Source organism: Mycobacterium sp. GA-0227b (genome assembly GCF_001499855.1).
GTDB lineage: Bacteria > Actinomycetota > Actinomycetes > Mycobacteriales > Mycobacteriaceae > Mycobacterium.
In genome coordinates this window covers 159,597-183,760 of record NZ_LQIK01000001.1, presented here as the reverse complement: position 1 = coordinate 183,760, position 24,164 = coordinate 159,597, and the positions used below count along the sequence as shown (strand labels likewise).

The window sequence follows — 24,164 nt, the reverse complement described above, 5'->3', positions numbered from 1 at the left end:
ATCATGGAACTCTTGACGGAAACCGGTTGGGCCGAGCTGCCCACCAGGGGTGAGCCTGCGCTTGCCGAGGACGTGACGTGTGACGTCGCCGTCATCGGAGGCGGCGTCGGCGGGATGACCGCAGCGCTGCGCCTGGCCGAGTCCGGTGCCGACGTCGTGCTGCTCGAAGCCGAGACCTGCGGGTGGGGCGCGAGCTCACGCAACGCGGGCTACGTCACCAACTCGATCGCGGCCGACCCGGCACTGCTGGCACTGCTGTTCCGCCGCAGTAAGGTCCGCGCGCTGTTCCAATTTGCCGAAGCCGCGGTGGAATTCACCCAGGATGCGATCGAGAAGCATTCCATCGCTTGCGATTTCGAGAAGGTCGGCATCGTGCAGGCCGCGGTTTCGAAGGGCCAGCTCCGCAAGGCGCGACGCAACGCAAAGATCATGGCGGAAGCAGGGTCGTCGGCCGAGTTCGTCGACGGACGAGACGCGGGCCTCCCCGAGGGCTTCCTCGGCGGCATGCGAGAGGGCGTCGGCGGAATCTTGAACCCGGCGAAATATGTCCTCGGACTGCGCGACGCCGTCTTGTCCTCGGGCGCGCGCGTATTCGAGCACAGTCCCGTTCGAAACGTCACCGACAGCGGCACCGGCGTGACCATCGAGACCACCAACGGTCGCGTGCACGCCAAGCAGGCGCTGCTCACCGCCAACGCCTACAACAAGAACCTCTCGATCACGCCTCGTCGGCTGGTGTCCCCGGTGTGGACCTCATTGGTGGAAACCGAGCCGATCGCCCCCGAACGCCTGGACGCCATCGGCTGGACCAGTCGCGCACCGATGGTGACCGCACACATGATCTTGGAGAGCTACCGGGTTACCTCGCGGAATACGATCGTGTTCGGCACCCGGCGCCTTGAGACCACCAAGGGACCGCTTCTCGCGCGCACCCCGTCCACGCCAGTCGTCAACGACCTTGTCCGCGGTTTCCGTGAGCGCTTTCCCGGGCTTCACGACGTCTCGCCGCAACAGGCTTGGGGCGGCTGGATCGGAATGAGTTCCACTTGGTTGCCCGTGGCCGGCGAGGCGTCGCCCAATGTGTTGTATTCGTTGGCGTGCAACGGGCACGGATTCGCCCAAGCTCAATACGTCGGCCACCTGCTCGCCGGAAAAATCTCCGGGGAATCGATGCCTGCGGACCTGCAGACCATCTGGCACACCGGCGCATTCTGGCCCAGCTTCGTCAGCCAGCCGGCGTTGACCCTCGGGTGGTTCGCCGATCGGGTTTTCGATCGGCTGGCCCGCGTATAACAGCCCACCACCATCAGGGAGTAGACATGGACATCAGAGGCGTGCTCTTCGCACTCGCAGATATCCTCATGATCGTCGCCGGGTTGACGTTCGGGTGGAAGTTCATTCGGAAGTACAAGAATTATCTGCTCGGACTCGAATGGATCATCGTCGGGAGCTCCGGGGTCAACTTCTTGATTTTCGGGATGCTCAAACTGAGCCAGGACAGTGCGAGTTTTCGCCTCGCAATCTTCTTGGATGCGTTCTCCAGGTCGGTGGGAATCACCTTGATCTTGGTCTTGGGTCTGATGGCGGTCACGCATTGCTACAAGCCTTCGCGCGCAGTCGATATCGGTGTCTTTGCGCTCGGCGGGGTGGTCGGGCTGCTGTTGACGGTCTACGCCCTGCGGACGGCGGATCCCGTCACGCATCACATCGGGCTCGCCGGCGCAGTCTTCTACGTCGTAGTGAATGTTCTCACCAGCATATTCCTGCTCTATTTCGCTGCGCGCCTGTGGAATATCGGTGAGCGGGGTCATGCAGTGCGGGTGGCTCTCGTGACAGCCATGGGCACCGTTATTGCGGCGACATACGACTTCTATTGGATACCCGGTGACGACGAGAACCGGACGCTGTTCTATATCGCGGCGCTGGCGACCTGGGGGCTCCAGCTGACCGTCTACTACTTCGCCTATCGCGCACTGCACGATCACAATCAACGAACGAACGCAACGAACCTCGCCGGGGACCTGTCACGGCAGACGAGCTGACATAGCAACTGACGAGCATCGCTATCGTCGTGGACTTGTGAGGACACATGAGCAGACGCCCGAAGCATGATCCCAAGGAGTCGGAACGCGAGATCCTCAACGCGGCCGAACAGTTTTTGCGGGAGAGGCCATTTCGCGAGATGACCGTCGAAGCGGTGATGAGCCGGACGGGGCTCAAAAGACCCGCGTTCTACGTGCATTTTCGCGACCGCCACGACCTCGCGCTCCGTGTCGTCGAAGACCTCGGGCAGGAACTCTCCGAGATGGTCGATCGGTGGCTGGTCGGTACCGACCTACACAACGACGCACGGGCGGCGTTCGAGGGTCTGACTGACGTGTATCAGAGGCACGGCGCGGTGCTGAGCGCGTTGGCCGACGCGGCCGGCGGCGACGCGCAGGTGGAGGCCGCCTACGGGCAGATGGTCCAACGATTCATCGATGCGACGGCCAAACGGTTCGCCGCGGATCAGGCCGAGGGACTCATCAGAGCCGATATCGACATCGAGGAAACCGCGCGGGCGCTCGTCTGGATGGATGAACGCTATCTGACCCAGGCGCTGGGTCGAGCGCCGCAGGCAGACCCGAAGCGCGTCGCGGAGGTGCTCTACAGCATTTGGGTGTCGGCTGTGTACGGGAGTGAGTCCGTTCCGAAGTCCCCTAAGGCGTCGCGTCCGCAGCGCCGACGCCGTGCGACGCGTTCCTAGCCGTCCCGGTGTTGACACCAGACGCGTGTTGTCAGTTCGACTAATCAGAGGTGGGCTCATGTCCCTGTTTGATGTTTCCGAGCGTGCCCAGCAGTACCAGGCGGATCTGCTCGAGTTCATGGATTCGCATATTTGCCCGGCCGAGGCCGTTTACGACGAGCAGATGCGGGAGTCGGGCGATCCGCACTTCCACCCGCCGATCTTGGAGGAACTCAAGGCAGAGGCGCGAAAACGTGGTCTGTGGAATCTTTTCCACCCACATCGCGACTGGGGGCCGGGGCTGACCAACCTCGAGTATGCGCCCTTGGCCGAGATCATGGGCCGCAGCCACCTTGCTCCCGAGGCGTGCAACTGCAGCGCACCGGACACCGGAAACATGGAGGTGCTCACGCTCTTCGGCACCGAGGAACACAAGGAGCGCTACCTCAAACCGTTGCTGGAGGGCACTATCCGGTCGGCGTTTGCGATGACCGAGCCCCAGGTGGCGAGCTCGGATGCGACGAACGTCGAAATGTCGATGGTCCGTGACGGCGCCGAGTATGTCCTCAACGGAAGAAAGTGGTTTGCCTCCAACGGGATGCACCGCAATTGCAAGGTGTTGATCGTGATGGGCAAGACCGACCCGGACGCTGCGGTGCACCGTCAGCAATCAATGATGGTCGTGCCGATCGACGCCCCCGGTATCACGGTGAGGCGCAACCTGCCGGTCTTCGGCTACCACGACCGCGAAGGGCACGCCGAAATCGATTTCGACGATGTCCGGGTACCTGCGAAAGATGTGCTCAAGGGTGAGGGGGAGGGCTTCGCGATCAGCCAGGCCCGTCTGGGCCCTGGTCGCATCCACCACTGCATGCGCGCGATCGGCATGGCCGAGCGGGCGCTCGAGCTGATGTGCAGACGAGCCCAGTCGCGTGTCACCTTCGGCAAACCGATCAGCGAAAACGCCAACGTTCGGGACTGGATTGCCGAGTCCCGCATCGAGATCGAGATGATCCGGCTGCTCACCCTCAAAGCCGCTCATCTGATGGATACGGTCGGCAACAAGGAGGCCCGTACAGAGATCGCGGCGATCAAGGTGGCCGCGCCGAAGATCGCGCTGCAAGTCGTCGATCGGGCTATCCAGGTGCATGGTGGCGGCGGCGTCACCGACGACTTTCCGCTGGCGACGGCGTGGGCACACCTACGCACGCTGCGACTCGCCGATGGCCCGGACGAGGTACACAAGCGCGCCATCGCCAAACAGGAGTTGCGCAAACATCGAGACGGAGCGGCGACATGACCCACCTTGATCTCACGGGGCGCACCGCGATCATCACCGGCGCCTCCCGAGGCATCGGGTTGGCTGCAGCGCAAGCAATTGCGGTAGCGGGCGGCAACGTCGTCTTGACGTCGCGTAACCAGGAATCAGCGGATGCCGCAGCCGACCAAGTGAGCGGCAACGCGCTCGGCGTAGCCGCGCATGCCGTCGACGAGCAAGCCGCCCAACGCTGCATCGACCTGACGCTCGAACGGTTCGGGAGTGTCGACATCTTGGTCAACAATGCCGGCACCAACCCGTCTTTCGGTCCGGTGATCGACCAGGATCATGCCCGCTTCGCCAAGACCTTCGACGTGAACCTCTGGGCGCCGATCCTGTGGACGTCGTTGGCGACACGGGCATGGATGGGCGAGCACGGCGGAGCCGTCGTCAATACAGCGTCCATCGGCGGGCTGGGTTTCGAAGCGAACCTCGGACTGTACAACGCATCGAAGGCAGCGCTGATTCACCTCACCAAGCAACTGGCACTCGAGCTGTCACCGAAGGTGCGTGTCAACGCTGTCGCGCCGGGCGTGGTGCGCACGAAACTGGCCGAGGCGCTGTGGAAAGCGCATGAAGCGCAGCTGACTTCGGCCACTGCTCTGGCGCGCATCGGTGAACCCGACGACGTCGGGTCGGCGATCGCGTTCCTCGTCTCCGACGCGGCGAGCTGGGTCACTGGGGAAACCTTTGTGATCGACGGCGGTCAGCGCCTCGGTGACGCCAGGCTGTTCCGGAACGGCGCCGTCAATTGACTGAAACCGTGGAGGTGATCGGTGTCGACGCCGATGCGGTGGCGCGGATGCTCACCAGGCTGGGCGTGGAATTCGTTGTGCCCCTGCATTTTCATCGGATCGGCCTCGGCCAGTCAAATCTGACGTACCGGGTCACCGACGAAGCTGGTTCCGCATGGGTGCTACGTCGCCCGCCGTTGGGTCCTCTACTGGCATCAGCTCACGACGTCGAGCGTGAGGCCCGAATCATGGCCGCCTTGGAGGACACCGACGTGCCCGTCCCCCGAATCTTGGGCGTCACAGCGGCTTCAGAGTCCTCCGCGGTGCCGCTCGTGCTGATGGAGTTCGTCGATGGGTTGGTCGTCGACACGATGGAGGTCGCCGGCGCGTTGACGCCGAGCCAGCGTCGTCAGATCGCCCTATCCCTACCGCGCACCTTGGCCAAGATCCACGCCGTCGACCTCGCGAAGGTGGGGCTTGAGGATCTGGCCAGCCGCAAACCGTACGCGCAGCGACAGCTCAAGCGATGGGCGGGGCAATGGGAACTGTCCAAGACTCGGGAGCTACCCGAGCTCGATGAGCTCACCCGACGGCTGACGGCAGCCATTCCCGAGCAACACGAGATCAGGCTGGTACACGGCGACTTTCATCTGCGCAACCTGGTCACCTCCCCGCAGACCGGCGAGGTGGTCGCGACGCTGGACTGGGAGCTGTCCACGCTCGGCGATCCGCTCGCCGACATGGGTACCCTGCTCACCTACTGGCCAGAGCCCGGCGAGACAATGGGTGGTGACTTCGCGCCGTCCACATTGCTGGGATTTCCCGATCGTGCGGAGATGGCGAGGCTCTATGTCGAAGCCAGCGGCCGCGACGCGGCCACCCTGCAGTACTGGCATGTTCTCGGGTTGTGGAAGTTGGCGATCATCGCCGAAGGCGTGATGCGCCGGGCGATAGAGGAGCCGCAGAACCAGGGCGCAGCAGGAACGCCGACCCTCGAGCGGATCGACACGCTGGTGCACAAAGCTCTGGAGATCGCCGGCGCTGCGGGGATCTGAACTTGTCGACGGAAAGGAATGACAGTGCCAGACGTTGAAATACGCGCTGGCGCGCGGCCGCACCGACTCAGCGAGATGCTGCGATGCAAAGAACAAAAAGACGTCGCCTAAATCTGTTTACCGTCATGGGAAGGCGAACTGCCGCCACTCAGCTAGATACCGTCAAGTAGCACTTGAAAAGAGCCTTCTCGCGCCCTCGGTGGCAATCAACCTAACCGGGGCGTCCGCGACAGCAGGCACCAACGACCCGCCCCACTGACCACTGCGACCGCGCATCGCCGCGGCCGTCAGAGTTTGGGCCCTCCTCGGACCGTACGCATGCTGAGTCCTGAATCGATACTCAGGTACTCTGAGAACATGGCGAGGGAATGTTCGGTTGCGGCCGCGCTCACAGTGGTGGGCCACCAGTGGTCGTTGCTGATCTTGCGCGAGGTGTTCCTGGGGGTACGCCGCTTCGACGCGATTCAGGAGGCGACGGGTGCCTCACGGGGCATTTTGGGTATGAGGCTGCGCGCGCTCACCGAGGCGGGGGTGATCGAGCGAGTGGATTACCAAGCGTCCGGGTCGCGGACCCGGCAGGAATACCGGCTTACCGCCGCCGGCCAGGAGCTGCAACCGGTGTTGACCGCGTTGATGCAGTGGGGCGACAAGCATTTGGCTGGTCCGGCGGGTCCGCCGTTGACGGTCACCCATACCGATTGCGGTGCGGCGGTGCGCGCGACGCTTCGCTGCGAGCACGGGCACGTGCTGCCTGACACCGGCCGCGGAATTACCGTGCACCACAACAGGTGACACCTGTTTCGTCACACAGCGGCGGCACGCACGTTGTGTCCGGTGAAGATCGCGGTGAGGTCCTGCAGCTCCTCGAGATGCGCTTCGTAAATCCCGCGCGGTGTCGTGTCGTACTTTCCGCACAGGTAGGCAGCGGCCGCAGTGGCGATGCCGTGCTGGGCGCCGTTGCCCATGAATTTCGTTGCTGACCCAGCGATGTGAGTGACGCTGATGTGCTTGCCGGCCATCATCAGATTGTCGATGTCGGCGGAGAACAGGCAGCGGAACGGTACGTCGAAGGGTTGATCGTCGCGCCGGTCCCACTTCCAGTCCTTGAGCCGGAAGTCGTACTTCTCGTCGCCGGGGTAGTGCAGACAGAACGGTCCTGAGTTGCGCACCACCGCGTCGGGAAACTGTGTGTGGTTGCGGATGTCGTTCTCGGTCAGAATGTAGTCGCCGCGGTAGCGGCGAAACTCCCCCTGCCCCGCAACGAAAGCGACCCAATCGAATTCGAGATTCGCGTAGGTGTCGGGTTCGAGACGCTTGACATTGGCGAGGGTGCCGTAGAGCGCGCGCAGCAGATGGTCGCGGATATGTTCGCCCTCGGTGTAGGGGTTCAGCGTCTGACCGTATTCCCAAAAGTGTGTGAGCGGCAGCAGCATCCGGCGTCTGATCGCCGGGTCGGGGGTTTTCCCGGGTCCCGCGACCGGGCCGGGAACGTTGTCAATGCCTGGTCGCTCGAGTTGACCGCCGAGGTTGGCGTAATCTTTGGCGACCTCAGTTGCCCAGGGCACGTCGGGGAACGAGACAGGTTGCTCGGCCATGCGGGTGCGGAAGAACAGGGTGTGCCCGTGGTGAGAGTCCAGGTGCTGCTCCGGTGCGGTCGGTTCACCGAACTCGTGTCGGGATTCGTGCCCGAACAGGGTGTCGGCGCCGGCGAGCAGACCGAGGATCGCAGTGCCGCTGCAGTCGATGAACACCGGTGCAATATAACGGCTTTCGCGCCCGGTACGCGCGTCGCGGGCATCGACGGACACAATACGCGAGTCGGACACCTCGGCGTCATACACTGTGTGTTCGAGCAGTACGGTCGCGGTCGGCTCTGCTTGCAGCAGCGTAAGGGCCCGCAGATCACCATCAGTCCCGCGAGCGGCGAGCGCGTCAACGAGGGGGCCGGTTTCACCCCGCGGGGTGAGACCGATCTCGACACTGGCATTGCCCCCGAGACAGGGCCGATTCTGAATCAACGCCACCCGACACCCCAATCGCGCCGCTACAAGCGCGGCCGCTGACCCAGTGACACCGCCGCCGACGACGACGACGTCGAAGTCGCCTCCCTCGACAGGTGTCTCCGGCAGGCCGCGCAACCGTCGTCGCCACGACCGCGCGTCCGGTCCGGCGCCGTTTAGGGGCGCCCCGTCGTCGCGGGTGAACAATAACGCGTCACAACGCCCGTCGAACCCGGTCAAATCGTGCAACACCAACTGGGCGCTGCCCGCGGCCAGATCGATCATTCCGGCGGATTCCCACGACCAGTCCCGGCCGCTGGCGCCGAACTCCGTGGCAAGCGTGAAGCCGTTGACCGACAGCGTGAATCGACCCGGGTGATGCGACGGAACCCAGTCCTTGGTGTGGACCCACACGTAGTAGGAGCCGGACACGGCGACCTCGATCACCGCGCTCGCGTCCGCGACCGGCGTGCCCAATCCGTGCGCAAGAAGATACGGTGCACCCATCTGCGACTCGAACTGAGAATCGAGCACCCAGCCGCCGTAATCGTCGAACTCTGCGGCAGTCACCAGATTTCCGGTCTCCACGCCGGTCCCGGTCGCGTTCATTAATCCTCCTGCACATCTGTATTCGCTACTCGAAGAGCCAGAGCACCCGCCTCGACCCAGGCGCGCGGCGCGGTCGAATCTGTCAGGACAACTTGCTTATCATCGTTGCCGATGTTGCCGCCGCCGGAAAGTTGCATAAACGCCTTCGGCGCCTGCGCGAGTCCGACCCGAATCGTTTCGAGATAGCCGATCGCACGGTCGCGCACCTACGGCGCAACATCGTCGAGGACCTGCTTCCTTCGGTCGAGGTGATCGGTAATGACGAAGCTCTGCATGGCGATGCGACGCGAGACAAGTTCGAACATATTCGACAGGCCTGGCTTCGGTACGGACTGGTTGTAATCGGCGATGGTGCCCCACAGCGCGGATCAGCTCTGTCATTGGCGTTGTCGATTTAGGGTGTTTGTATCCCACATTGTCGAAGTGCACGTCGATACCGTCAGGGGTGGCAGCGCTCAGTAGGCGGCTTACGTCGCCGCCGTGGTAGTCGAACGCCTCCTCGAAACCAAGTTCGTTGCACAGCCATTCATGCTTAGCAGCGCTATCGGCGCTGCCGATAACCCGGTGACCGCGCGCATGCGCAAGTTGACCCACCAGACCGCCGACCGCGCCTGCGGGACCGGACGAAATCACCGTGTCTCTGGGGTACAGGCCCGCAACGTCGAGCAACCGGACATAAGCGGTCAGGCCGGGAATGCCGAGCACTACCAGATATGCGCTCAGCGGTGCGATGCCCGGGTCGACGACCAGGGCGTTTGTGTCACGAACCACCGCCAGGTCGCGCCATCCGGCGTGGTGCTGCAAATACGCACCCACTGATGCCGTCGTCGACCGGGACTCGACGACCTCGCCGGACAACGCACGACCGACCTCAAACGGCGGTAGGTCGAACTTTCCGACGTTCATTCGCCGCCGCATGTACGGATCCACCGACATACGCCGGTTCCAGACGAGGGTTTCACCCTTCGCGAGCTTCCGCACCGGCACCTCCGCAACGGTGAAACTCGCGGCGCTCAGGGCGCCGACCGGTCGCGAAGCGAGATGGACCTGGCGACTGATCCGACCGGTCACTGGCCGAACCCGTCAACGTAACCCTGTCCCAAGCTCGTATATGGCACATGGGAAGACCATAACATGCTGAGTTCAGAATGCAGACCCAGCGAATTCGGTGCCGAAATCGCGGCGCGACTGGGGGCCTGGGCTGACCAACCTTGAATACGAACCGCTGGCCGAAATCATGGGCCGCAGCCACCTTGCTCCTGAAGCGTGCAACTGCAGCGCACCGGACACCGGCAACATGGAGGTGCTCACGCTCTTCGGCACCGTCCGAAGCGCTCGGGTCGGTCGCCGGGCACAAAGAGCAGGCTGCCCATGCAGGACCTCCGGGTGTCCGCTCACGCCAGGACCGCGCTGAAGGTCCAATCCAGCACCGGGCGTCCATCAGCGCCGCCGGAGTTGGCATCGGCCGTGACGCGCAAATGTGCCAGCCCGCCACCATCGGGAAGGGGATCCAGTCCCTGCACGGTAACCACCGAGTTGATCATGTCTCCTTCGTGCACGGGGCCGACATGATCGCAGCCGGCCCAGCCACCGACAGTGACCATCGCCGGCAGTGCTCGGACCGACTGGTTCAACGCCAGACCGATGGTGTGGCCCCCATAAACCAGACGAGAACCGCCGGCTGCGACGGCGTCGTGGTGCACCGTTGCGAGATTGCCGGTCAGCCGCGCCAACTCCGGGGCGGACGAAACCAGTTCGGCCCCTTCGACATTCCACGTCTGGCCCACCTGCAGATCCGCGAAGTGCGGGCCGGCAACGCGCTCCTTGAAACGGGCGAGGTTCCAGTCGGCGATACCCGCGGTCAGGTCCGCGAGCGATGACTGACGCCCGATGACGGCGAGGTCGTCTCGCGGCCCGTCCTCGACGGAATCGTTGGGGGAGAGCGGCAGCATTGCGCAGCGCCAGTACTCCAGCACCACCTGGCCGTGCTGGTCGGTGGTCACGATATGCAATGCGGCCAGTCCCGTCGGCCGCCTGCCTTCACGCCGGGTGTTTTCCTTGAGCCCGTCAACCGTGGTGACCGTCGAAAGAGTGTCACCGACCACGGGGTACCGACGGAACGCCAGACCCCGGTAGAACAGGTTGGCCTTGACATGTTGAGTCACCGTCGTGGATTGGCCGATCGAGGTGTCCCACACCACGGCCGGGGGGACCAGGCCCCGGTGCCCTGTCACATCCTCGGCGAGCGTGTCGTCCAGAAACAGTCGGAGGCGGTTGCCGACGATGGCATGGTGGGCCGCCACCAGGCCGTCGGTAAGGGTTACGGCGGGCGAGTCTGCGAACTCCATGCCCACCTTGAGTTCGTCAAAATACGGCCCGCGCACGTGGGTGGTTACGTCTGACATGCTGCTCCAGGAGTCGACTTCCTGGTCGGACTGTACTGGCGAATTATTCTCCGCTGACGATCGCATCGGAAAGCGTCGCCCTCAACTGACGCGCGTGAAAACGGAAGCAAGTGGGGGTGGCCTTGGTGCCGATGGTCGCGACGGACGATCTCGTTGAAGGGACGAATAGACATCGCCGTTGCAAGTTTCTAACCTGTCCGAGACACATGTAGCCGGGCCAAGGTCGGTCCCTGCAACGAAGGATCCTGACAATCCGAATGAGTCGGGCGGGCCACTCTCTTCGACGAACAGTGGGCGGGTTTGCTGCCGCGGTACTGGTGCTGGCCATGTCCTTGGCGGGCGACGTAAATGCCGACCCGGCGGCGGACGCGCTGGCCAGGCTCGACGAGTTGTCCCGTCAGGCGCTGCAGAGTCGTGAAGCCGTCACAGTCGCGCAACGCGATGCCGCCGCAAAACTGGCCGCCCTGACCGCCGCCGAAGACCGGCATCGCGCAGACCAGGCAACCCTCGACGCCGCGAACTCCCAGCTCGCTCCCCATCAAGCCGCGGCCGACCGGGTGGCGGCGATGACGTACGTGAGTGGACGCACCGGCCAGTGGGCGGCGTTGCTGACCGCAAGCTCCCCGCAACAGCTGATCGACGGGCTATCTCTGCAGCGGGCGGTAGCCGCTGTAACGGCCGATCAGTTGAAGGCCTTTCGAATAGCCCGTGAGCGCGCGGCCGTCGCCGCCAACGCCTCAGAGAAATCGGCCGCTGACGCCCGCGCCGCGGCGGAGAAGTCTGCTGCAGTGCGCGCAGACCTGCAGGCAAAATTCAGAGAACTGCAGCGTCAGATCGCCGCCGCGGAGGCCCAGTACGCGGCGTTGACACCCGCTCAACAGGCGGCTGTCGACAACGCGGCCGCACCGCCGCCACCGCAGGCTGTGCCCCCTCCGGCCAACCCCCTACTCAACGCGATGCCCGGCCAACCTCCCCCTGCCGCTGTCCCTCCACCCGCGGCCCCCGCGGACATCCCGGAGGCGCTGCCCGTCGGAGTCGCCTATGAGGCCGGCCTACAGCCCAACACCATCCTGGCTGCCCGCGCCGTCAGCCACAGGTTCCCCCAGATTGCCGACATCGACGGGGTGCGCCCCGACTCCAAGCCGTGGCATCCGAGCGGCCTGGCGATCGACATCATGATCCCCAATCCCGAAAGCCCCGAGGGCATCGCGCTCGGAGACGAAATCCTCGCGTTCATGATGAGCAACGCGAGCCGATTCGGTTTGCAAGATGTGATCTGGCGCGGCACCTACTACACACCGAGCGGTCCTGCAGGATCGGGCTACGGTCACTTTGACCACGTGCACGTCACCACGACACCACGCCGCTGACCGACGAGTCGCGTCACGCCGCACCCTCTCGACCGCGGCGCTGTATTCCTGCCCTCACGGATGTAGGTTCCACTGGCCGCAATCGCTGGCCAGGACGTCGTTGACGTCGACGCGGATGCCGCCGACCACCGGTCCCGGATTCGAGGCGGTGTCGATGATGCGCTGGTACAGAACCGCCGCGGGGTAGATCTGACCGCGCGACCAGGACCGCGTCTGCCACGCCCAGACGTGGCCGGGCGATTTTGACCGCCCGATGACACCATCGGCCGCGGCCCACTGGCAGGTATTGATGCCCCCGTAGACACCGGTGCGCTGCGCGCCGAGCACCGAGTTGATTCCCCGAAACCACGGCAGCGCCAGATCGTTCCACGCCGTGCGGTCGATGTCGTCGTCGACGCTGAAGAAGATCGGTGCGCTCCGGCCACCACCGGCCGCGGTGTGCAGTTGCCAAGCGGTACGCGCGTCGGCGACGCCGCCGGCGTACCCACGGGTGAAGTCCGATGGTGCTGTCCCGCCCGGCTTTCCGTATTGGTAGTTGCTGACGATGACCAGACCGGCGGCGGTCAGGGACTTGGCGTACGGAAGGGTGATCGGCTTGGCGCCGAAGGACGAGCCGGGCCGCGACGTGGATACGTAGTTGATCACCCCGGAGTGGCCGGCGGCTCGGATGGCTTGGGCCGGGATCTGGCGCATGGCGTAGTCGATAAGAGTTGGAGCGGCGGCCTCTGCGGTCGGACTGCCGACACTCGCCGATGCCGCACCCAACCCGACCAGCGCCGAAGCGGCTGCGGCATACCGCAATGCATCACGCCGGGAGACCGGGCATGAACGCCGAAGGCTATATGTCTCCGGCGGGCCCTCCACGGCAGGATGTTAACAATGAGACTCCTGTTAACGGTGTAGCCACGCCGGGCGAGTTGCCGGTGTCGCGAAGCCGTGCGAGAGCGGCGCTTTCGCCCTCCGGGATCGCGATCACAGCTGCGGCCGCGCAGCGGAGGCACCGCACAGGGCCTGTGCGCACGGGTTATTGTGTGAGCGGTTATAGCCGCGGTGGGGCTAGGAAGCCGGTGTGATTCCGGCACGGTCCCGCCACTGTGACCGGGGAGCGGACCCCACGCGTGACCACGGCCTGCGGGCTGGAAGGGCGGGGCGAGCGGTGATCCGGGAGTCAGGACACTGCGCCGCCGCGGGCCGGGATGACGGGGCGTGGAAACCCCGGGACGGAGATCGCTCATGCACACGCGTGCCCGAAATTGCCGAAGGTTCATCGCCCGTCGACAGGCGATGCGTGAAATGCCGAGCGGCCCTGCAGTTCTGACATGACGCCAGTGGCGGCCACTCTGTGTCGCCACCTCACCTCCACGTCACGATCACCATCGAGGGGATCGCTGTCGGCAACGTGGTTCGTCGTGTTGATGTTTGGCCTTTTCGTACTGGGGCTCGCCTCGACGGTGATCGCGGTCGGCATCGGGTCGGTACGCATCCCTGCGGGAACGGTGGTGGAGGTGATCTGGGCGAAGACGCTCGGATCGGCGAGCGGCGAGGTAGCTTCGCACATCGTCCAAATCGTCTGGGACTTAAGGGTTCCCCGCGTTGCGCTCGCCGCGCTCGTCGGCGCGGGTCTCAGTGTGGTGGGAGTTGCGGTGCAGGCGCTGGTGCGCAATCCGATCGCCGACCCGTACGTGCTAGGCGTCTCGTCGGGTGCCTCCATCGGTGCGGCGGCCGTCATCGTGTACGGCAGCGCATTGGGGCTCGGCGCTTTGGGACTGAGCGGAGCCGCGTTCGCGACCGCCTGTCTGTCGATGGCAATGGTCTATCTGGTCGCCAGGCGCAGCGGCCTCGGGCTCAGTCCGCTGCGGTTGGTGCTCACCGGCGTGGTCGTCGGTTACGTGCTCTCCGCGCTGACAAGCTATTTGGTGTTTCTCGGCGACCCGCGCGGCGCCCAGCAGGTGTTGTTCTGGCTGTTAGGGGGTTTCGAGCGCGCGCGATGGTCGACATCGGCGATTCCGGCGATCGCGCTGGCACTAGTTCTCGTGTGGCTCGTCGCCCGCGCCCGGCCGATGGATGCGCTACTCGCCGGCGACGAGGCCGCCGTCACCTTCGGCGTTGCGGTGGCGCGGGTGCGCCTGGAGTTGTTTGTGGCCACCGCGGCGTTGACCGCGGTCATGGTTGCGGTGTCCGGAGCGGTCGGGTTTGTCGGGCTGGTGGTGCCCCACATCGTGCGGCTGCTGGTCGGTGGATTGCACCGACCGGTGTTGATCGCCAGCGCGCTGTTCGGTGCGGTCTTCATGATCTGGGTGGACCTGGCCGCGCGCACGCTGGCCAGCCCGCAAGGGATACCGGTCGGCATTCTGACCGCCATCGTTGGCGGCCCGTTGTTTCTCTTCCTGATGTCCCGTCGTGACCGACTGGAGGGCGGCCTTCGATGAGCGACGCCGCAGACGTCAACGTCGATCAGCTCGCCGTGCGGGTCGGGGGCAGGCTGCTGATCGACGGGTTGAGCATCGACGTGGGACCCGGCCGGTTCGTCGGGCTGGTGGGTCCGAATGGCAGCGGAAAATCCTCGTTGCTCAAGGCGATTTACCGGGTGCTGCGCCCCGAGCGCGGCGAGATCAGCATCGGCGGTGTCCGCGCCACCTCGCTGAACCCGAGGGCGTTCGCTCGCACTCTGGCTGTCGTGGCGCAGGAAGCGCCGATGGACGTCGGACTCAGCGTGACCGACATGGTGATGCTCGGCCGGATTCCTCACCAGCGCGCACTGAGCCGTACCTCATCGGCCGACCGTGCGGCCGCCGTCGACGCCTTGGCCACCGTCGGCGCCGCCGACCTCGCAGAGCGGGCTTGGCCCACGTTGTCAGGCGGTGAGAAGCAGCGTGTGCTGCTGGCCCGCGCTCTGGCCCAAGACTGCCGGGTGCTGGTGCTGGACGAGCCGACCAATCACCTTGACGTGCGCCACCAGTTCGACCTGCTGCGGCTTATTCGTGGCCTCGGGGTGACCACCCTCGCCGCGCTGCACGACTTCAACCTCGCCGCCGAGTTCTGCGACGACGTCGTCGTCCTGCAGCAGGGAGCGGTCGTCGCCGCAGGATCCCCGGCCGAAGTGCTCGTCGACGAGATCGTGCTTCCGGTGTTCGGCGTGCACGTCGACCACATCCGGCACCCACGCACCGGAGCGCTGCGGCTGCTCCTGTCTGCACCCGACGGCATTGACGATCCGGACGCAGTTCCGAGCACCGTCTCATCTACCACCGCGACCCAGGAGCACTGTCCATGAACGGAATTCGACCCATATGCCCGGTGCTCGCCGCCGTCGCGGTCGCCATCACCGGCTGCGCCGGCGACGGACCGAATGCGGTTGTAGACCCGCCCCGGTCGGGTGAACACAGCATCACTGTTGCCGGTGATCTGCCACCCGTCACCGCCGAGTTCAGCTGGCCGCCGGCCAACACGCCGCCGGACCACTACCCGGTAACTGTGTCCTCCTGCGGTGAGCCGGTGACCTTCGACGAAGCGCCGGACCGCGCTGTCGTTAACGACGACAACATGATCGAGTTGATGTTCGCTCTGGGTCTGACCGATCGAATGGCCGGCTATGCCGGCGCTGGTGAGCGCCTGCGGTTAGCGGTGTTCATCGACGACTATGCCGCCGCGACCTCGCTCGGCCCCGACTACTTCGCTCTCGAACCGCTGCTGGGCGTCGCGCCGGACTTCGTCTTCGCGGGCTGGAACTATGGATTCGATACCGGAGGCATCAACCCCGACAGCCTCGCCGAGTTGGGCATTCCCAGCTATGTGCTGTCCGAGTCATGCCGACGCGTCGACGACACGCTCGCCCCCGCCACCATCGACGAGTGGTTCGGTGACGTGCGTGCCATCGCCGCCATCTTCGGAGTGCCCGAACGCGCCGAGGCTCTGATCGCGCACTGGCAGCAGCGGCTCGTTCGGGTCGCTGACCGCATTCCGGCCGACGCAGAGCCGGTACGGGTGTTCTGTTGGGACTGGGGCACCGACACTTTGGGCACCGGCGCAGGATTGACGATCGTCCCGCAGCTTTACCAGCGGGCCGGCGCGGTCAACGTCTTCGCCGACCTGGAGGAGATGTGGGAGAACGTCTCGTTCGAGGCGTTCGTCCAGCGAGCCCCCGAGTTGATCGCGGTCACCGACTACGGAGACGGGCCGACCGGGCAGCAGAAAATCGAGATGCTCAAGGCGATGGACGGTGTCGGCACGGTGCCTGCGGTTCGCGACAACCGCTTCCTCGTGTTGCCCCAGGAAGCGGTCAACCCCGGTATTCGTATCGTCGACGGAATCGAAGCGCTCGCCGCGAACCTGTATCCCGAGCAATTCGCCGACCTCGTCGACACACCCGGATTCGGCCTGGCGGCGACGGCCAGCTAGGACGTCGACCACCTTGGGCTACAACCAATGTCACCGGACGCACGGCACGGATAGCCGTACACGGGCGCAGCCGTGGGCGGATCGGCGCCGGGTCGAAACGGCGCTGGCGAATGCCGCCGAGCTGGGCCCATACTTCGCCCTGCACCGCGATGCGACCCGAATTCCGCTGCCGCCACAGCAGATGTATCAGCGGCGACGGCTTCAGTCGCTACTCAGTGACGTCGCAGAGGACATCGGTACCGACGAAGGACGCGTCGCGGCATCCACACTGCAGTACGGCTTTGCTGCCCGGTGCTGGTCGGTGGTGCTCGGAGTGTGGCACCACGCAGGGTTGCTGATCGACACGCGTGAACTCGAGCTCGTCATAACCGCGCCCGGGTCAATCGCATTGGCGATGGGTGATTTACGCGCATGGGACTGCGCATCCGTGTCTGTCGACGAGGCGGCAGCCCTCATCGCCGACGCGGTGATCGCCCACCCGCTGGGCAGCTTGCACACGGCGCTGCACCGGGTGGTCCGGATTGCCGACGGGCTGCTGTGGGGTAACGCGGCCTCAGCGCTGGTTTCGGCCCCTCAAATCGTCACCGAGAAACGGCCCAACGTGCGACTCACCGCCGTGACCGCGGCGATACTGTCGCGCTCACCGCTGGCCAACCGGCTTGCCATAACCGCCAACAGCGAAGTTCGACGGCGCAGCTGCTGCCTTTGGTACCGCACGCGGCACCAAGACAACTGTGCCGACTGTCCGTTGACGGGTCGCGCCACTATTCGTCGGCGAACAAACACAGCGCCCGACCACTAACCAGGAGCACACGATGAGGGTCGTGTGGAGGCTGCGCGTCCGGGCGGCATACGAAAGCCGTCATCTGAATTTGCGCACGACGAGAGACAGTGCCGACGGTTCACATGCCCCGCCCGTGGCGGAAATCAGCTGCGGACATCGCGGTGCGCTCCCCGTGCTCGGATGTAGGTGTTGAGCACATCAATGAGCGCTCTTCGGTCTCTGCTGGTGTCGAGCGGTTGAGGTGACACCATCTGCGCGAGAACGATTCCCCGTAGCGTCGCCCAGATGAGGTTGCCGATCTCCATGGCCTGCGGTGCGTCCAGATCTTCGCCGAGATGCCTGCCGAGCTCGGTGAATTGTCGCATGGTGTCGGACAATCGAGCGTTGACTTTACTGTCGCGCGCTGCGCGGGTGGAGATGAGGACTTCGAGCGCGGCCATGGATGTCGGGCTGGAGAACGCCTGCCACATCGCGTCGACGACCAGCTCGGTGCGGCGATCGGTGGGCAGGCTCACGGTCTGCTCACGCAGACCTTCGAGGGCGTCGGTGAGTTCGGCGAGTCCCTGGTCGACCACCGCCATCAGGAGGCCGCCGAGGTCTCCGAAGTGGTATTGCACCACTCCCCAGGTGAGCCCGGCACGCCCGGTGATGCGACGCACGCTGGGTGCCGCGAAACCTTCGTCGAGGATGTACCGCACGGTTTCGTCGATGACGGCTCGGCGGGTGCGTTCGGCGCGTTCCTGGTTGCCGCTCGGCGGCCGCCGGGGTGCTGGTGACCCTGCCATGCGACCCATGTCACCACATGGTGCCGCGGAGATGGTCGAGCGGTCGTAGATTGTGGGCGGCGAGGATGCCGGCGGGCGCCCGGCACACCGCTTCGACGGCATTCACGGCCCGCGCGGCGGTGGCGACAACACCGCCGATGTTGTGGTCGATGCCGGATCCACCGACGTGGGTGTCGATTGTGATGCCGGGATCGCCGGCGACGGTGACGCGGTGCACGCCCGGCCTGCCATCCGGCGGATAGGTCCAGTGCGGCGCATCGGCCGGGGTGAGTCTGTTGATGTGCTCCATGGTGATGACAACCTCGCCGTCGCGGATGCCTTCCACGCCGAATCGGACTGCGGCCACCTGGCCGGGGGAGACGTCCATCATGGTCGTGGAGACCGGTTCGGGAGTCACCCATTTCTCGTGCCGTTCGCGCACTTCGTCGAGTGTCACGCCGAGGTCGCGGGCCAGGCTGCGCACCTGGGTTCCCCACATCGACGCCAGCACTCCGGGCGCGAAGAGGATCGGCTCGTGTTTGGGGTCGGTACCGAAACCGAAGCTGACACCGGTGAATTCGGCGTCGTCGTAACTGCCGTACTCGCAGATCTCTTGGACGGTGATCGCGGTGGCCCGGCCGGCGAGGCTCAGTGCTGCGTATACGAGGGTGTCGCCGGAGAAGCCAGGATCGATGCCGTTGACGTACAGCGTTGAGTTGCCGTCGTGACAGGCCCGCTCAAGCGGTTCACGCAGCCATGCGTCGGTGAAGTCGGGGGCGACCAACCAGACGAAGGATGTCCCGACGACGTTCGTCCCGGTGCTCAGGAAGCGGATCAAGTCGGCCAGTGCCTCGTGTGGACGTGTCTCGGCCTGGGAGGTGTAGACGACGCAGTCCGCTTGCAGCGCAACAAGTTCTTCGATGTCCGACGTGGCGATCACTCCGGTCGGACTGGGCAGGCCGCAGAGGTCTGCGGCGTCCCGCCCGATCTTGCCCGGCGACGCGGCGTGCACGCCGACGAGTTCGAGGTCTGGACGCCCGATGATGGTGCGCAGTGCGTGGATACCAACGTTGCCGGTGGAGAATTGAATGATGCGGCGGCTCACGGTGTTTCCTTCAGAGTAGGTCGGTGATGGTCTTGAGTCCCGCTTCGTAGAGGACGCCGGGAAGCATGCCGCCGTCGATCTCGATGGTGGTGCCGTTGATGTAATCAGCGGCGCCGGAGGCGAGGAACACGCATGTGCGTCCCACCTCAGCAGGCTCGCCGCCGCGTTTGAGGGGAATCGGGTCGAAGTATTTCTTGCCGCCCGGGTCATCCTTGGGCAGGACGAAGGACCGGAAGTTGTCGGTGATGGTGGGCCCGAGCGCCACACAGTTCACTCGGACTGTCGGGCCCCATTCCTGGGCCAGCGATCGCGTCATGTGGTTGAGGCCGGCCTTGGCCGCGCCGTAGGACACCAGCGTAGGGGAGCCGGCGGGATGGCTCGCTCCGCTGGAGATGTTGATGATGCAACCCGTGCTGTCTTGGGTTTTCATCTGCCGGTACGCCCGGATCGCGAACCACAACGGACTGATCAGGTTCATCTGCACGGCGAAGGCGTGGAAGAGCACGCTGCGTTCGTACTCGTCGTCACTCGTCGGTGCGCCCTGGATGCGCGAGACCAGACTGGGCACGGCGTCCACCGATGGTGAGGGCACGGTCCCGCCGGCGTTGTTGACCAGGATGTCGACGCGCCCGTAGGTGTCGACCACTCGTTTCACTAAGGCGTCGATTACCTGGTAATCCGCTTGGTCACAGACCATTTGAGCGGACCGGCCGGACCAGTCGGGGTTGGTCTCGGTGCCGGGCAATGCGTCCAGTGACGCACGCGAGCAGCCGACGACCGTCGCTCCGGCGCGAAGGAGTTCGTGCGCGATCCCCACTCCGACACCTCGGCTCGTGCCCGTGACAATCGCGACTTTTCCTTGTAATTCGGCCATTTCAAAACTCGTCTCTGTGGTCATGGAAGGTCGGTCGACAGCAGGGTGATGGGCAGTCCGAGTACCGACAGTTCGAGTTCGTCGAGCGTCCAGCCCTCACCCTTGCGATGTTGGCGAAACTTTGTCGTTGCCCCGTACCGAGCGGCGATAGCTTCCGCGCTAGGCGCATCGGCGACCCGGACCACCAGGGAGTACACGCCGTCTCCGTGGCGCGCCAGGAAGTCATCTACCAGACTGGATCGATCCTCGAGTGGGGTCACCAACTCGACGCCGCCGTCCCAGTCCAGGAGCACGCGCAGCCCCACGTCATCCAGTTCGAACTCGGAGAATCGGAAGCCCAGGTCGGTGAACAGAGCAACGGTGCGCTCGATCCGGTGGCCGGCTACAGCGATCACCACGTGGTGCATCGTCGGCGATACCTTTCGGACGGACACGCCAAAAGATTACACGTGTTATTTTTCTACCACCGCAGTATCGCCAACATTGATGGAGCAGACGATGAGCAACGTTCCGAGTCGGCGCGCGCGATTGGCGCACGCCGCAAAGCACGCTGAGCTGTGGAACGCCGGCAAGAAAGACGAATGGGTCGCGTCGTGGCGCACCATCTGCCCAGGCGAGGTGCGGATGTTCGATCCGGTCGGCACCGAGGAGAAGCGCGGCGTCGCGGCCGCCACGTCGGACGCGTTCGACATGTTCCAGTCGATCCTGAGAATCAAGATGATCACCGTCCAGGTCAATGGCGACGAGATGGCATGGGTGTGTGAGAACGTCTTCCGCACTGAGCCCGACGTCCAGACTGCCTACAGTATCGAGATTTTCGCGTGGGATGAGGCCGGCAACCTGCTGATCAAGACCTACTATCCGATGCCTGAACACGTTGGGCCGGACGGTGACCCGTACGCTCATCTTCTCGACGCAGCCGGGGAAGAGCATGGTCGATCCAACGAGGACCCTCCACCCCGAATTGGCTGAGAAAATCTGCCTTGCGATCCGACCGCGAGCAGGCAGTCCAGCTCGTTGTTATCTGCGCGCATGTCGTTCATCAGTGAGGGTGACGAAACGAGCGGGCTTCCCCCTTGCCGCTTCGCTGATTTGCGCCCTCAACGGACGTAGGGGCAGAGATAATGCTGACGATGTCGGAATCGGGAAGCGGGTCGTTCGAGGCACTGGTCGCGAGATTGGACTACCCGATGTTTTTGGTCACGACGCGCGCCGGTGACGACACAGCAGGATGTCTGGTCGGGTTCGCCAGTCAAACCAGCATCAACCCGCCCCGTTTCATGATCGGCCTATCCAAGAAGAACCACACATTTCGAGTGGCGCGGAACGCGACACACTTGGCCGTCCACGTGGTAGCTCGCCGGCAGCTCTTGTTGGCGCAGCTGTTCGGCAGCGAGACCGGCGATCGCGTCAACAAATTCGACCGCTGCGCATGGCACGGCGGGCCCGAAGGGTTACCGGTTCTCGACGACGCCGATGCGTGGTTCGTCGGGGCGATACGTCGTCGCTTCGATCTCGGCGATCACGTCGGACACTTGCTTGAACCCGTGGCCGGTGAATCGCCCGATGCACTCGACGACTGGATCACCTTCGCGGACGTTCGCGACCTGACACCGGGACACGAGGCCTGATTGACGCGACGTTGTGCGCCTTTGGCTGGGCGATTGCTGTGGCACGATACGAGGCGTGCTCGGTCATATTGGGCTGAACGCTACGGATCTTGCACGCGCGCAGGCGTATTACGACGAACTGTTGCCGTTGCTGGATTTTGAGGTGTTCCTCGCTGCGGATGATCAGTGCGCCTACAAGCCCGCCGGCGGAAAGCCCGGGACGTATCTGTTCTTGTATCCGGCCGCACAGCCGACGCCGTACTCGCGCGAGGGGACCGGTCTGCAGCACTTGGCTTTCATGGTGAAGACGCGGAGCGATGTCGATCGGGTACATCGCCACGTGCTGTCACGAAACGGGAGCGTGATCCATCCGCCGCGGTTCTTTCCGGAGTACCCGCCGCCGTATTACGCGACGTTCTGGCTCGATCCGTTCGGGATCATGCTGGAAGCCGTGTGTCACTACGACCGTGACTGATCCTCAACCTGGCCGCGACACGTAATAAGGAGCGCCAGACACTGGTGTCGATCAGTGATCGGCGTGATCCTTAGAGCATGACCAAGCGCATCCTGGACGTCGTCACCAACGTCGCGCACTATGAGGATCCCTCCGAGGCGACTGGACTGTGGCTCTCGGAGCTGACGCACGCCTATCACGTGTTCGCCGAAGCGGGGTACGAGCAGACGATCGTCAGCCCAAAAGGGGGGCCGTCACCGTTGGAGCCGCGGTCGTTGAAATTTCCGAACTACGACAAGACCGCGAAGGCCTGGAAAGCCGACGAAGGGAAGATGGCGCTGCTGGCCGACACCGCCTCGCCCGAGGAGATCGACTCGGCGGACTTCGATGCAATCTACTTCACCGGCGGGCATGCGGTGATGTTCGATTTCCCCGATAGTGAAGGTCTGCAACGAATTACCCGGGAGATCTTCGAGCAAGGCGGCGTGGTGTCCTCGGTCTGTCACGGCTACTGCGGTCTGCTCAATACCCGACTGTCGGATGGATCGCTGCTGGTCGATGGCCGCAAGCTGACCGGATTCGCCTGGTCAGAGGAGGTCCTCGCCCGCGTCGACAAGCTGGTGCCCTACAACGCCGAGGAAGAAGTCAAGAAGCGCGGCGCACGGTATGAGAAGGGCCTGCTTCCCTTCGTCTCGTACACCGTCGTCGATGGACGCCTGGTGACGGGACAGAATCCCGCGTCGGCCAAGGCAACGGCAAAGAAGGTCGTCTCCGTCCTCAGCGGGCAGAGACCTTAGGACAGCGTGCGAGCGCCGTCTGCGTAAGCACGCGTAGCCACCTCGAGGTAGCGCTGGACGCCCGCAAGTTGCTCAGTACTGAAATCCTGCAGCGCCTCTTGAATCGGCTCACGGACGCGAGCGAGTATCTCGTCGAGACCGGCTGGCCGGTGACCGGTGTGCGCGACCAGCGCTCGGCGCCGATCGGCTGGATCGTCCTGACGGCGAGCGAGACCCGCCTTCACGAGCCGGTCGACCACCCGGGTTGTCGCGCCAGTGGTCAGCCGCAGCCGGCGTGCGAGCTCTCCTGAAGTGATCGGCCCCTCCAGGTCGAGAAGGTTGCTCGCCTGATGACGACCAACACCCGGTCTGTGCGGGTCATATGGTGCGTGTCCGTTCGTCGATGAACGCATTCCAGTCCGACGCGCGGCTTACGAGGACGTCACGCACTTGCGGGTGGGTATAGACCATGAACGTGTCACTGAGGATCGCCTCGGCGACTTGCTCACCGACTTCCTCGGGCGTCAGTAGTGCGAATTGCGTTCCGGGCCCACGCATCTCGGGTTCGGGGCCGAAGGACGGCGGAAGCGATTCGATGATGTTGGTGATCACCGGTCCCGGGCACAGGACCGTCACGCCGATCCCGCGCGGCGCCAGGTAGAGCCGCAGTCCTTCGGAGAGTTGGATGACGCCCGCCTTCGACACCGCGTACGGCAGTCGGTCGTAGGAGTAGGTGAAAAGGCCTGCGAAGGAAGCGGTGTTGACGATGTGCCCGCTGCCCTGGTCGAGCAACGTCGGCAAGAAGGCGATGTTGCTGCGCACGTAGGACATCAGGTTGATGTTCATGATGCGCTGCCATTCGGTGAGCGGAAGGTGCTCGGGTAGACCGCGGGTGAGCACGCCGACGTTGTTCATCACGACGTCCACCCGGCCGAACTGGTCGAGCACGACATCCCTGAGCGACTCGAAGCTGTCCTCGTCGGCCACATCACACGGAACGCTGATCGATCGTGCACCTTGGTCCCGGATCTCTTCGGCGACCGAAGCCGCGCGATCCGGGTTGACGTCGGCGACGACGATCGATGCGCCGCGGCGGGACAGCGAGAGTGCGGCCGCGCGGCCGATGCCGCTGCCCCCGCCGGTGACGACTGCAACCTTGTCACGCAATGACTCCACGTCCGCG

At 64.6% G+C, this 24,164-nt stretch carries 26 protein-coding genes, 1 pseudogene and 1 riboswitch; of the genes and pseudogenes, 17 read left to right on the top strand and 10 right to left on the bottom strand.

Annotated elements, in window-relative coordinates:
- Positions 1–3 precede the first annotated feature (3 nt).
- From AU185_RS00900 to AU185_RS00870, 7 genes are all read left to right on the top strand, one after another.
- The gene (locus AU185_RS00900) at positions 4–1,293 is read left to right on the top strand and encodes an NAD(P)/FAD-dependent oxidoreductase (RefSeq protein WP_059100764.1); all 1,290 of its coding nucleotides are present in this window, start codon (positions 4–6) and stop codon (positions 1,291–1,293) included.
- 26 nt (positions 1,294–1,319) lie between these two features.
- Positions 1,320–2,042, top strand: a complete 723-nt coding sequence (locus tag AU185_RS00895) for a hypothetical protein (protein WP_059100437.1) — start codon at positions 1,320–1,322, stop codon at positions 2,040–2,042.
- A 47-nt stretch (positions 2,043–2,089) separates the two neighbouring features.
- Positions 2,090–2,746: a TetR/AcrR family transcriptional regulator gene (locus tag AU185_RS00890; protein WP_059100436.1), complete on the top strand. Its 657-nt coding sequence runs from the start codon at positions 2,090–2,092 to the stop codon at positions 2,744–2,746.
- A gap of 58 nt (positions 2,747–2,804) precedes the next feature.
- A complete protein-coding gene (locus AU185_RS00885; protein WP_059100435.1) occupies positions 2,805–4,025 on the top strand; it encodes an acyl-CoA dehydrogenase family protein in 1,221 nt (406 codons plus the stop codon).
- Positions 4,022–4,798: an SDR family oxidoreductase gene (locus AU185_RS00880; protein ID WP_059100434.1), complete on the top strand. Its 777-nt coding sequence runs from the start codon at positions 4,022–4,024 to the stop codon at positions 4,796–4,798. The genes AU185_RS00885 and AU185_RS00880 overlap by 4 nt, the downstream gene beginning before the upstream one ends.
- Positions 4,799–4,845: 47 nt before the next feature.
- Positions 4,846–5,832 carry a phosphotransferase family protein gene (locus AU185_RS00875; protein ID WP_059100763.1) on the top strand — a complete coding sequence of 329 codons (987 nt, stop codon included), beginning with the start codon at positions 4,846–4,848 and terminating at the stop codon, positions 5,830–5,832.
- 357 nt (positions 5,833–6,189) lie between these two features.
- Positions 6,190–6,624: a winged helix-turn-helix transcriptional regulator gene (locus AU185_RS00870; RefSeq protein WP_059100433.1), complete on the top strand. Its 435-nt coding sequence runs from the start codon at positions 6,190–6,192 to the stop codon at positions 6,622–6,624.
- Between the two features lie 11 nt (positions 6,625–6,635).
- On the opposite strand, the gene AU185_RS00865 is transcribed toward AU185_RS00870, so the two are convergent.
- Together AU185_RS00865 and AU185_RS24460 are read right to left on the bottom strand one after the other, a co-directional pair.
- Positions 6,636–8,441, bottom strand: a complete 1,806-nt coding sequence (locus AU185_RS00865; RefSeq protein WP_059100432.1) for an FAD-dependent oxidoreductase — start codon at positions 8,439–8,441, stop codon at positions 6,636–6,638.
- A gap of 99 nt (positions 8,442–8,540) precedes the next feature.
- Complete coding sequence (locus AU185_RS24460) at positions 8,541–9,512, bottom strand: MDR family NADP-dependent oxidoreductase (RefSeq protein ID WP_082683674.1); 972 nt, start codon at positions 9,510–9,512, stop codon at positions 8,541–8,543.
- Between the two features lie 115 nt (positions 9,513–9,627).
- Here AU185_RS24460 and AU185_RS25475 point away from each other — a divergent pair.
- Positions 9,628–9,765, top strand: a pseudogene (locus tag AU185_RS25475) (acyl-CoA dehydrogenase); the annotation flags it as partial.
- A 70-nt stretch (positions 9,766–9,835) separates the two neighbouring features.
- On the opposite strand, the gene AU185_RS00850 reads toward AU185_RS25475, so the two are convergent.
- Positions 9,836–10,846, bottom strand: a complete 1,011-nt coding sequence (locus AU185_RS00850) for a MaoC family dehydratase (protein ID WP_059100429.1) — start codon at positions 10,844–10,846, stop codon at positions 9,836–9,838.
- 257 nt (positions 10,847–11,103) lie between these two features.
- Between AU185_RS00850 and AU185_RS00845 the strand changes: the two genes are divergently transcribed.
- Complete coding sequence (locus AU185_RS00845; RefSeq protein WP_059100428.1) at positions 11,104–12,216, top strand: coiled-coil domain-containing protein; 1,113 nt, start codon at positions 11,104–11,106, stop codon at positions 12,214–12,216.
- 54 nt (positions 12,217–12,270) lie between these two features.
- On the opposite strand, the gene AU185_RS00840 is transcribed toward AU185_RS00845, so the two are convergent.
- Positions 12,271–13,080, bottom strand: a complete 810-nt coding sequence (locus AU185_RS00840; protein ID WP_059100427.1) for a DUF1906 domain-containing protein — start codon at positions 13,078–13,080, stop codon at positions 12,271–12,273.
- Between the two features lie 194 nt (positions 13,081–13,274).
- Positions 13,275–13,394: riboswitch (cobalamin riboswitch) on the top strand.
- A gap of 237 nt (positions 13,395–13,631) precedes the next feature.
- Between AU185_RS00840 and AU185_RS00835 the strand changes: the two genes are divergently transcribed.
- The 4 genes from AU185_RS00835 to AU185_RS00820 are packed head-to-tail and all read left to right on the top strand — an operon-like array spanning position 13,632 to position 17,416.
- Positions 13,632–14,645, top strand: coding sequence for a FecCD family ABC transporter permease (locus tag AU185_RS00835; protein ID WP_231740378.1), 1,014 nt, complete (start codon positions 13,632–13,634; stop codon positions 14,643–14,645).
- Positions 14,642–15,490, top strand: a complete 849-nt coding sequence (locus AU185_RS00830) for an ABC transporter ATP-binding protein (RefSeq protein WP_082683671.1) — start codon at positions 14,642–14,644, stop codon at positions 15,488–15,490. The genes AU185_RS00835 and AU185_RS00830 overlap by 4 nt, the downstream gene beginning before the upstream one ends.
- Positions 15,487–16,614, top strand: coding sequence for an ABC transporter substrate-binding protein (locus AU185_RS00825; RefSeq protein WP_082683670.1), 1,128 nt, complete (start codon positions 15,487–15,489; stop codon positions 16,612–16,614). The genes AU185_RS00830 and AU185_RS00825 overlap by 4 nt, the downstream gene beginning before the upstream one ends.
- A gap of 13 nt (positions 16,615–16,627) precedes the next feature.
- Complete coding sequence (locus AU185_RS00820) at positions 16,628–17,416, top strand: (2Fe-2S)-binding protein (RefSeq protein WP_059100424.1); 789 nt, start codon at positions 16,628–16,630, stop codon at positions 17,414–17,416.
- Positions 17,417–17,541: 125 nt separating this feature from the next.
- On the opposite strand, the gene AU185_RS00815 is transcribed toward AU185_RS00820, so the two are convergent.
- The 4 genes from AU185_RS00815 to AU185_RS00800 are packed head-to-tail and all read right to left on the bottom strand — an operon-like array spanning position 17,542 to position 20,575.
- Positions 17,542–18,183: a TetR/AcrR family transcriptional regulator gene (locus tag AU185_RS00815; protein ID WP_059100762.1), complete on the bottom strand. Its 642-nt coding sequence runs from the start codon at positions 18,181–18,183 to the stop codon at positions 17,542–17,544.
- Positions 18,184–18,193: 10 nt separating this feature from the next.
- Entirely contained in the window at positions 18,194–19,267 is a 1,074-nt protein-coding gene (locus AU185_RS00810) for an NAD(P)H-dependent amine dehydrogenase family protein (RefSeq protein WP_059100423.1), read from the bottom strand.
- Positions 19,268–19,277: 10 nt separating this feature from the next.
- Positions 19,278–20,141, bottom strand: coding sequence for an SDR family NAD(P)-dependent oxidoreductase (locus AU185_RS00805; RefSeq protein ID WP_059100422.1), 864 nt, complete (start codon positions 20,139–20,141; stop codon positions 19,278–19,280).
- Positions 20,142–20,161: 20 nt separating this feature from the next.
- Positions 20,162–20,575: a VOC family protein gene (locus AU185_RS00800; protein WP_231740363.1), complete on the bottom strand. Its 414-nt coding sequence runs from the start codon at positions 20,573–20,575 to the stop codon at positions 20,162–20,164.
- 64 nt (positions 20,576–20,639) lie between these two features.
- Between AU185_RS00800 and AU185_RS00795 the strand changes: the two genes are divergently transcribed.
- The 4 genes from AU185_RS00795 (at position 20,640) to AU185_RS00780 (ending at position 23,002) form a co-directional block, all read left to right on the top strand.
- On the top strand, positions 20,640–21,113 hold the full coding sequence (locus tag AU185_RS00795; protein ID WP_156425347.1) for a hypothetical protein: 474 nt from the start codon (positions 20,640–20,642) through the stop codon (positions 21,111–21,113).
- Between the two features lie 161 nt (positions 21,114–21,274).
- Entirely contained in the window at positions 21,275–21,772 is a 498-nt protein-coding gene (locus AU185_RS00790; protein WP_059100761.1) for a flavin reductase family protein, read from the top strand.
- 55 nt (positions 21,773–21,827) lie between these two features.
- A complete protein-coding gene (locus AU185_RS00785; protein WP_059100419.1) occupies positions 21,828–22,226 on the top strand; it encodes a VOC family protein in 399 nt (132 codons plus the stop codon).
- A 77-nt stretch (positions 22,227–22,303) separates the two neighbouring features.
- The gene (locus tag AU185_RS00780; RefSeq protein ID WP_059100418.1) at positions 22,304–23,002 is read left to right on the top strand and encodes a type 1 glutamine amidotransferase domain-containing protein; all 699 of its coding nucleotides are present in this window, start codon (positions 22,304–22,306) and stop codon (positions 23,000–23,002) included.
- On the opposite strand, the gene AU185_RS25755 is transcribed toward AU185_RS00780, so the two are convergent.
- Positions 22,999–23,394, bottom strand: coding sequence for a MarR family winged helix-turn-helix transcriptional regulator (locus AU185_RS25755; protein WP_082683669.1), 396 nt, complete (start codon positions 23,392–23,394; stop codon positions 22,999–23,001). The genes AU185_RS00780 and AU185_RS25755 overlap by 4 nt on opposite strands.
- Positions 23,360–24,157: an SDR family NAD(P)-dependent oxidoreductase gene (locus AU185_RS00770; protein ID WP_059100416.1), complete on the bottom strand. Its 798-nt coding sequence runs from the start codon at positions 24,155–24,157 to the stop codon at positions 23,360–23,362. Before AU185_RS00770 ends, AU185_RS25755 begins: the two co-directional genes overlap by 35 nt.
- Between the last annotated feature and the right edge of the window lie 7 nt (positions 24,158–24,164).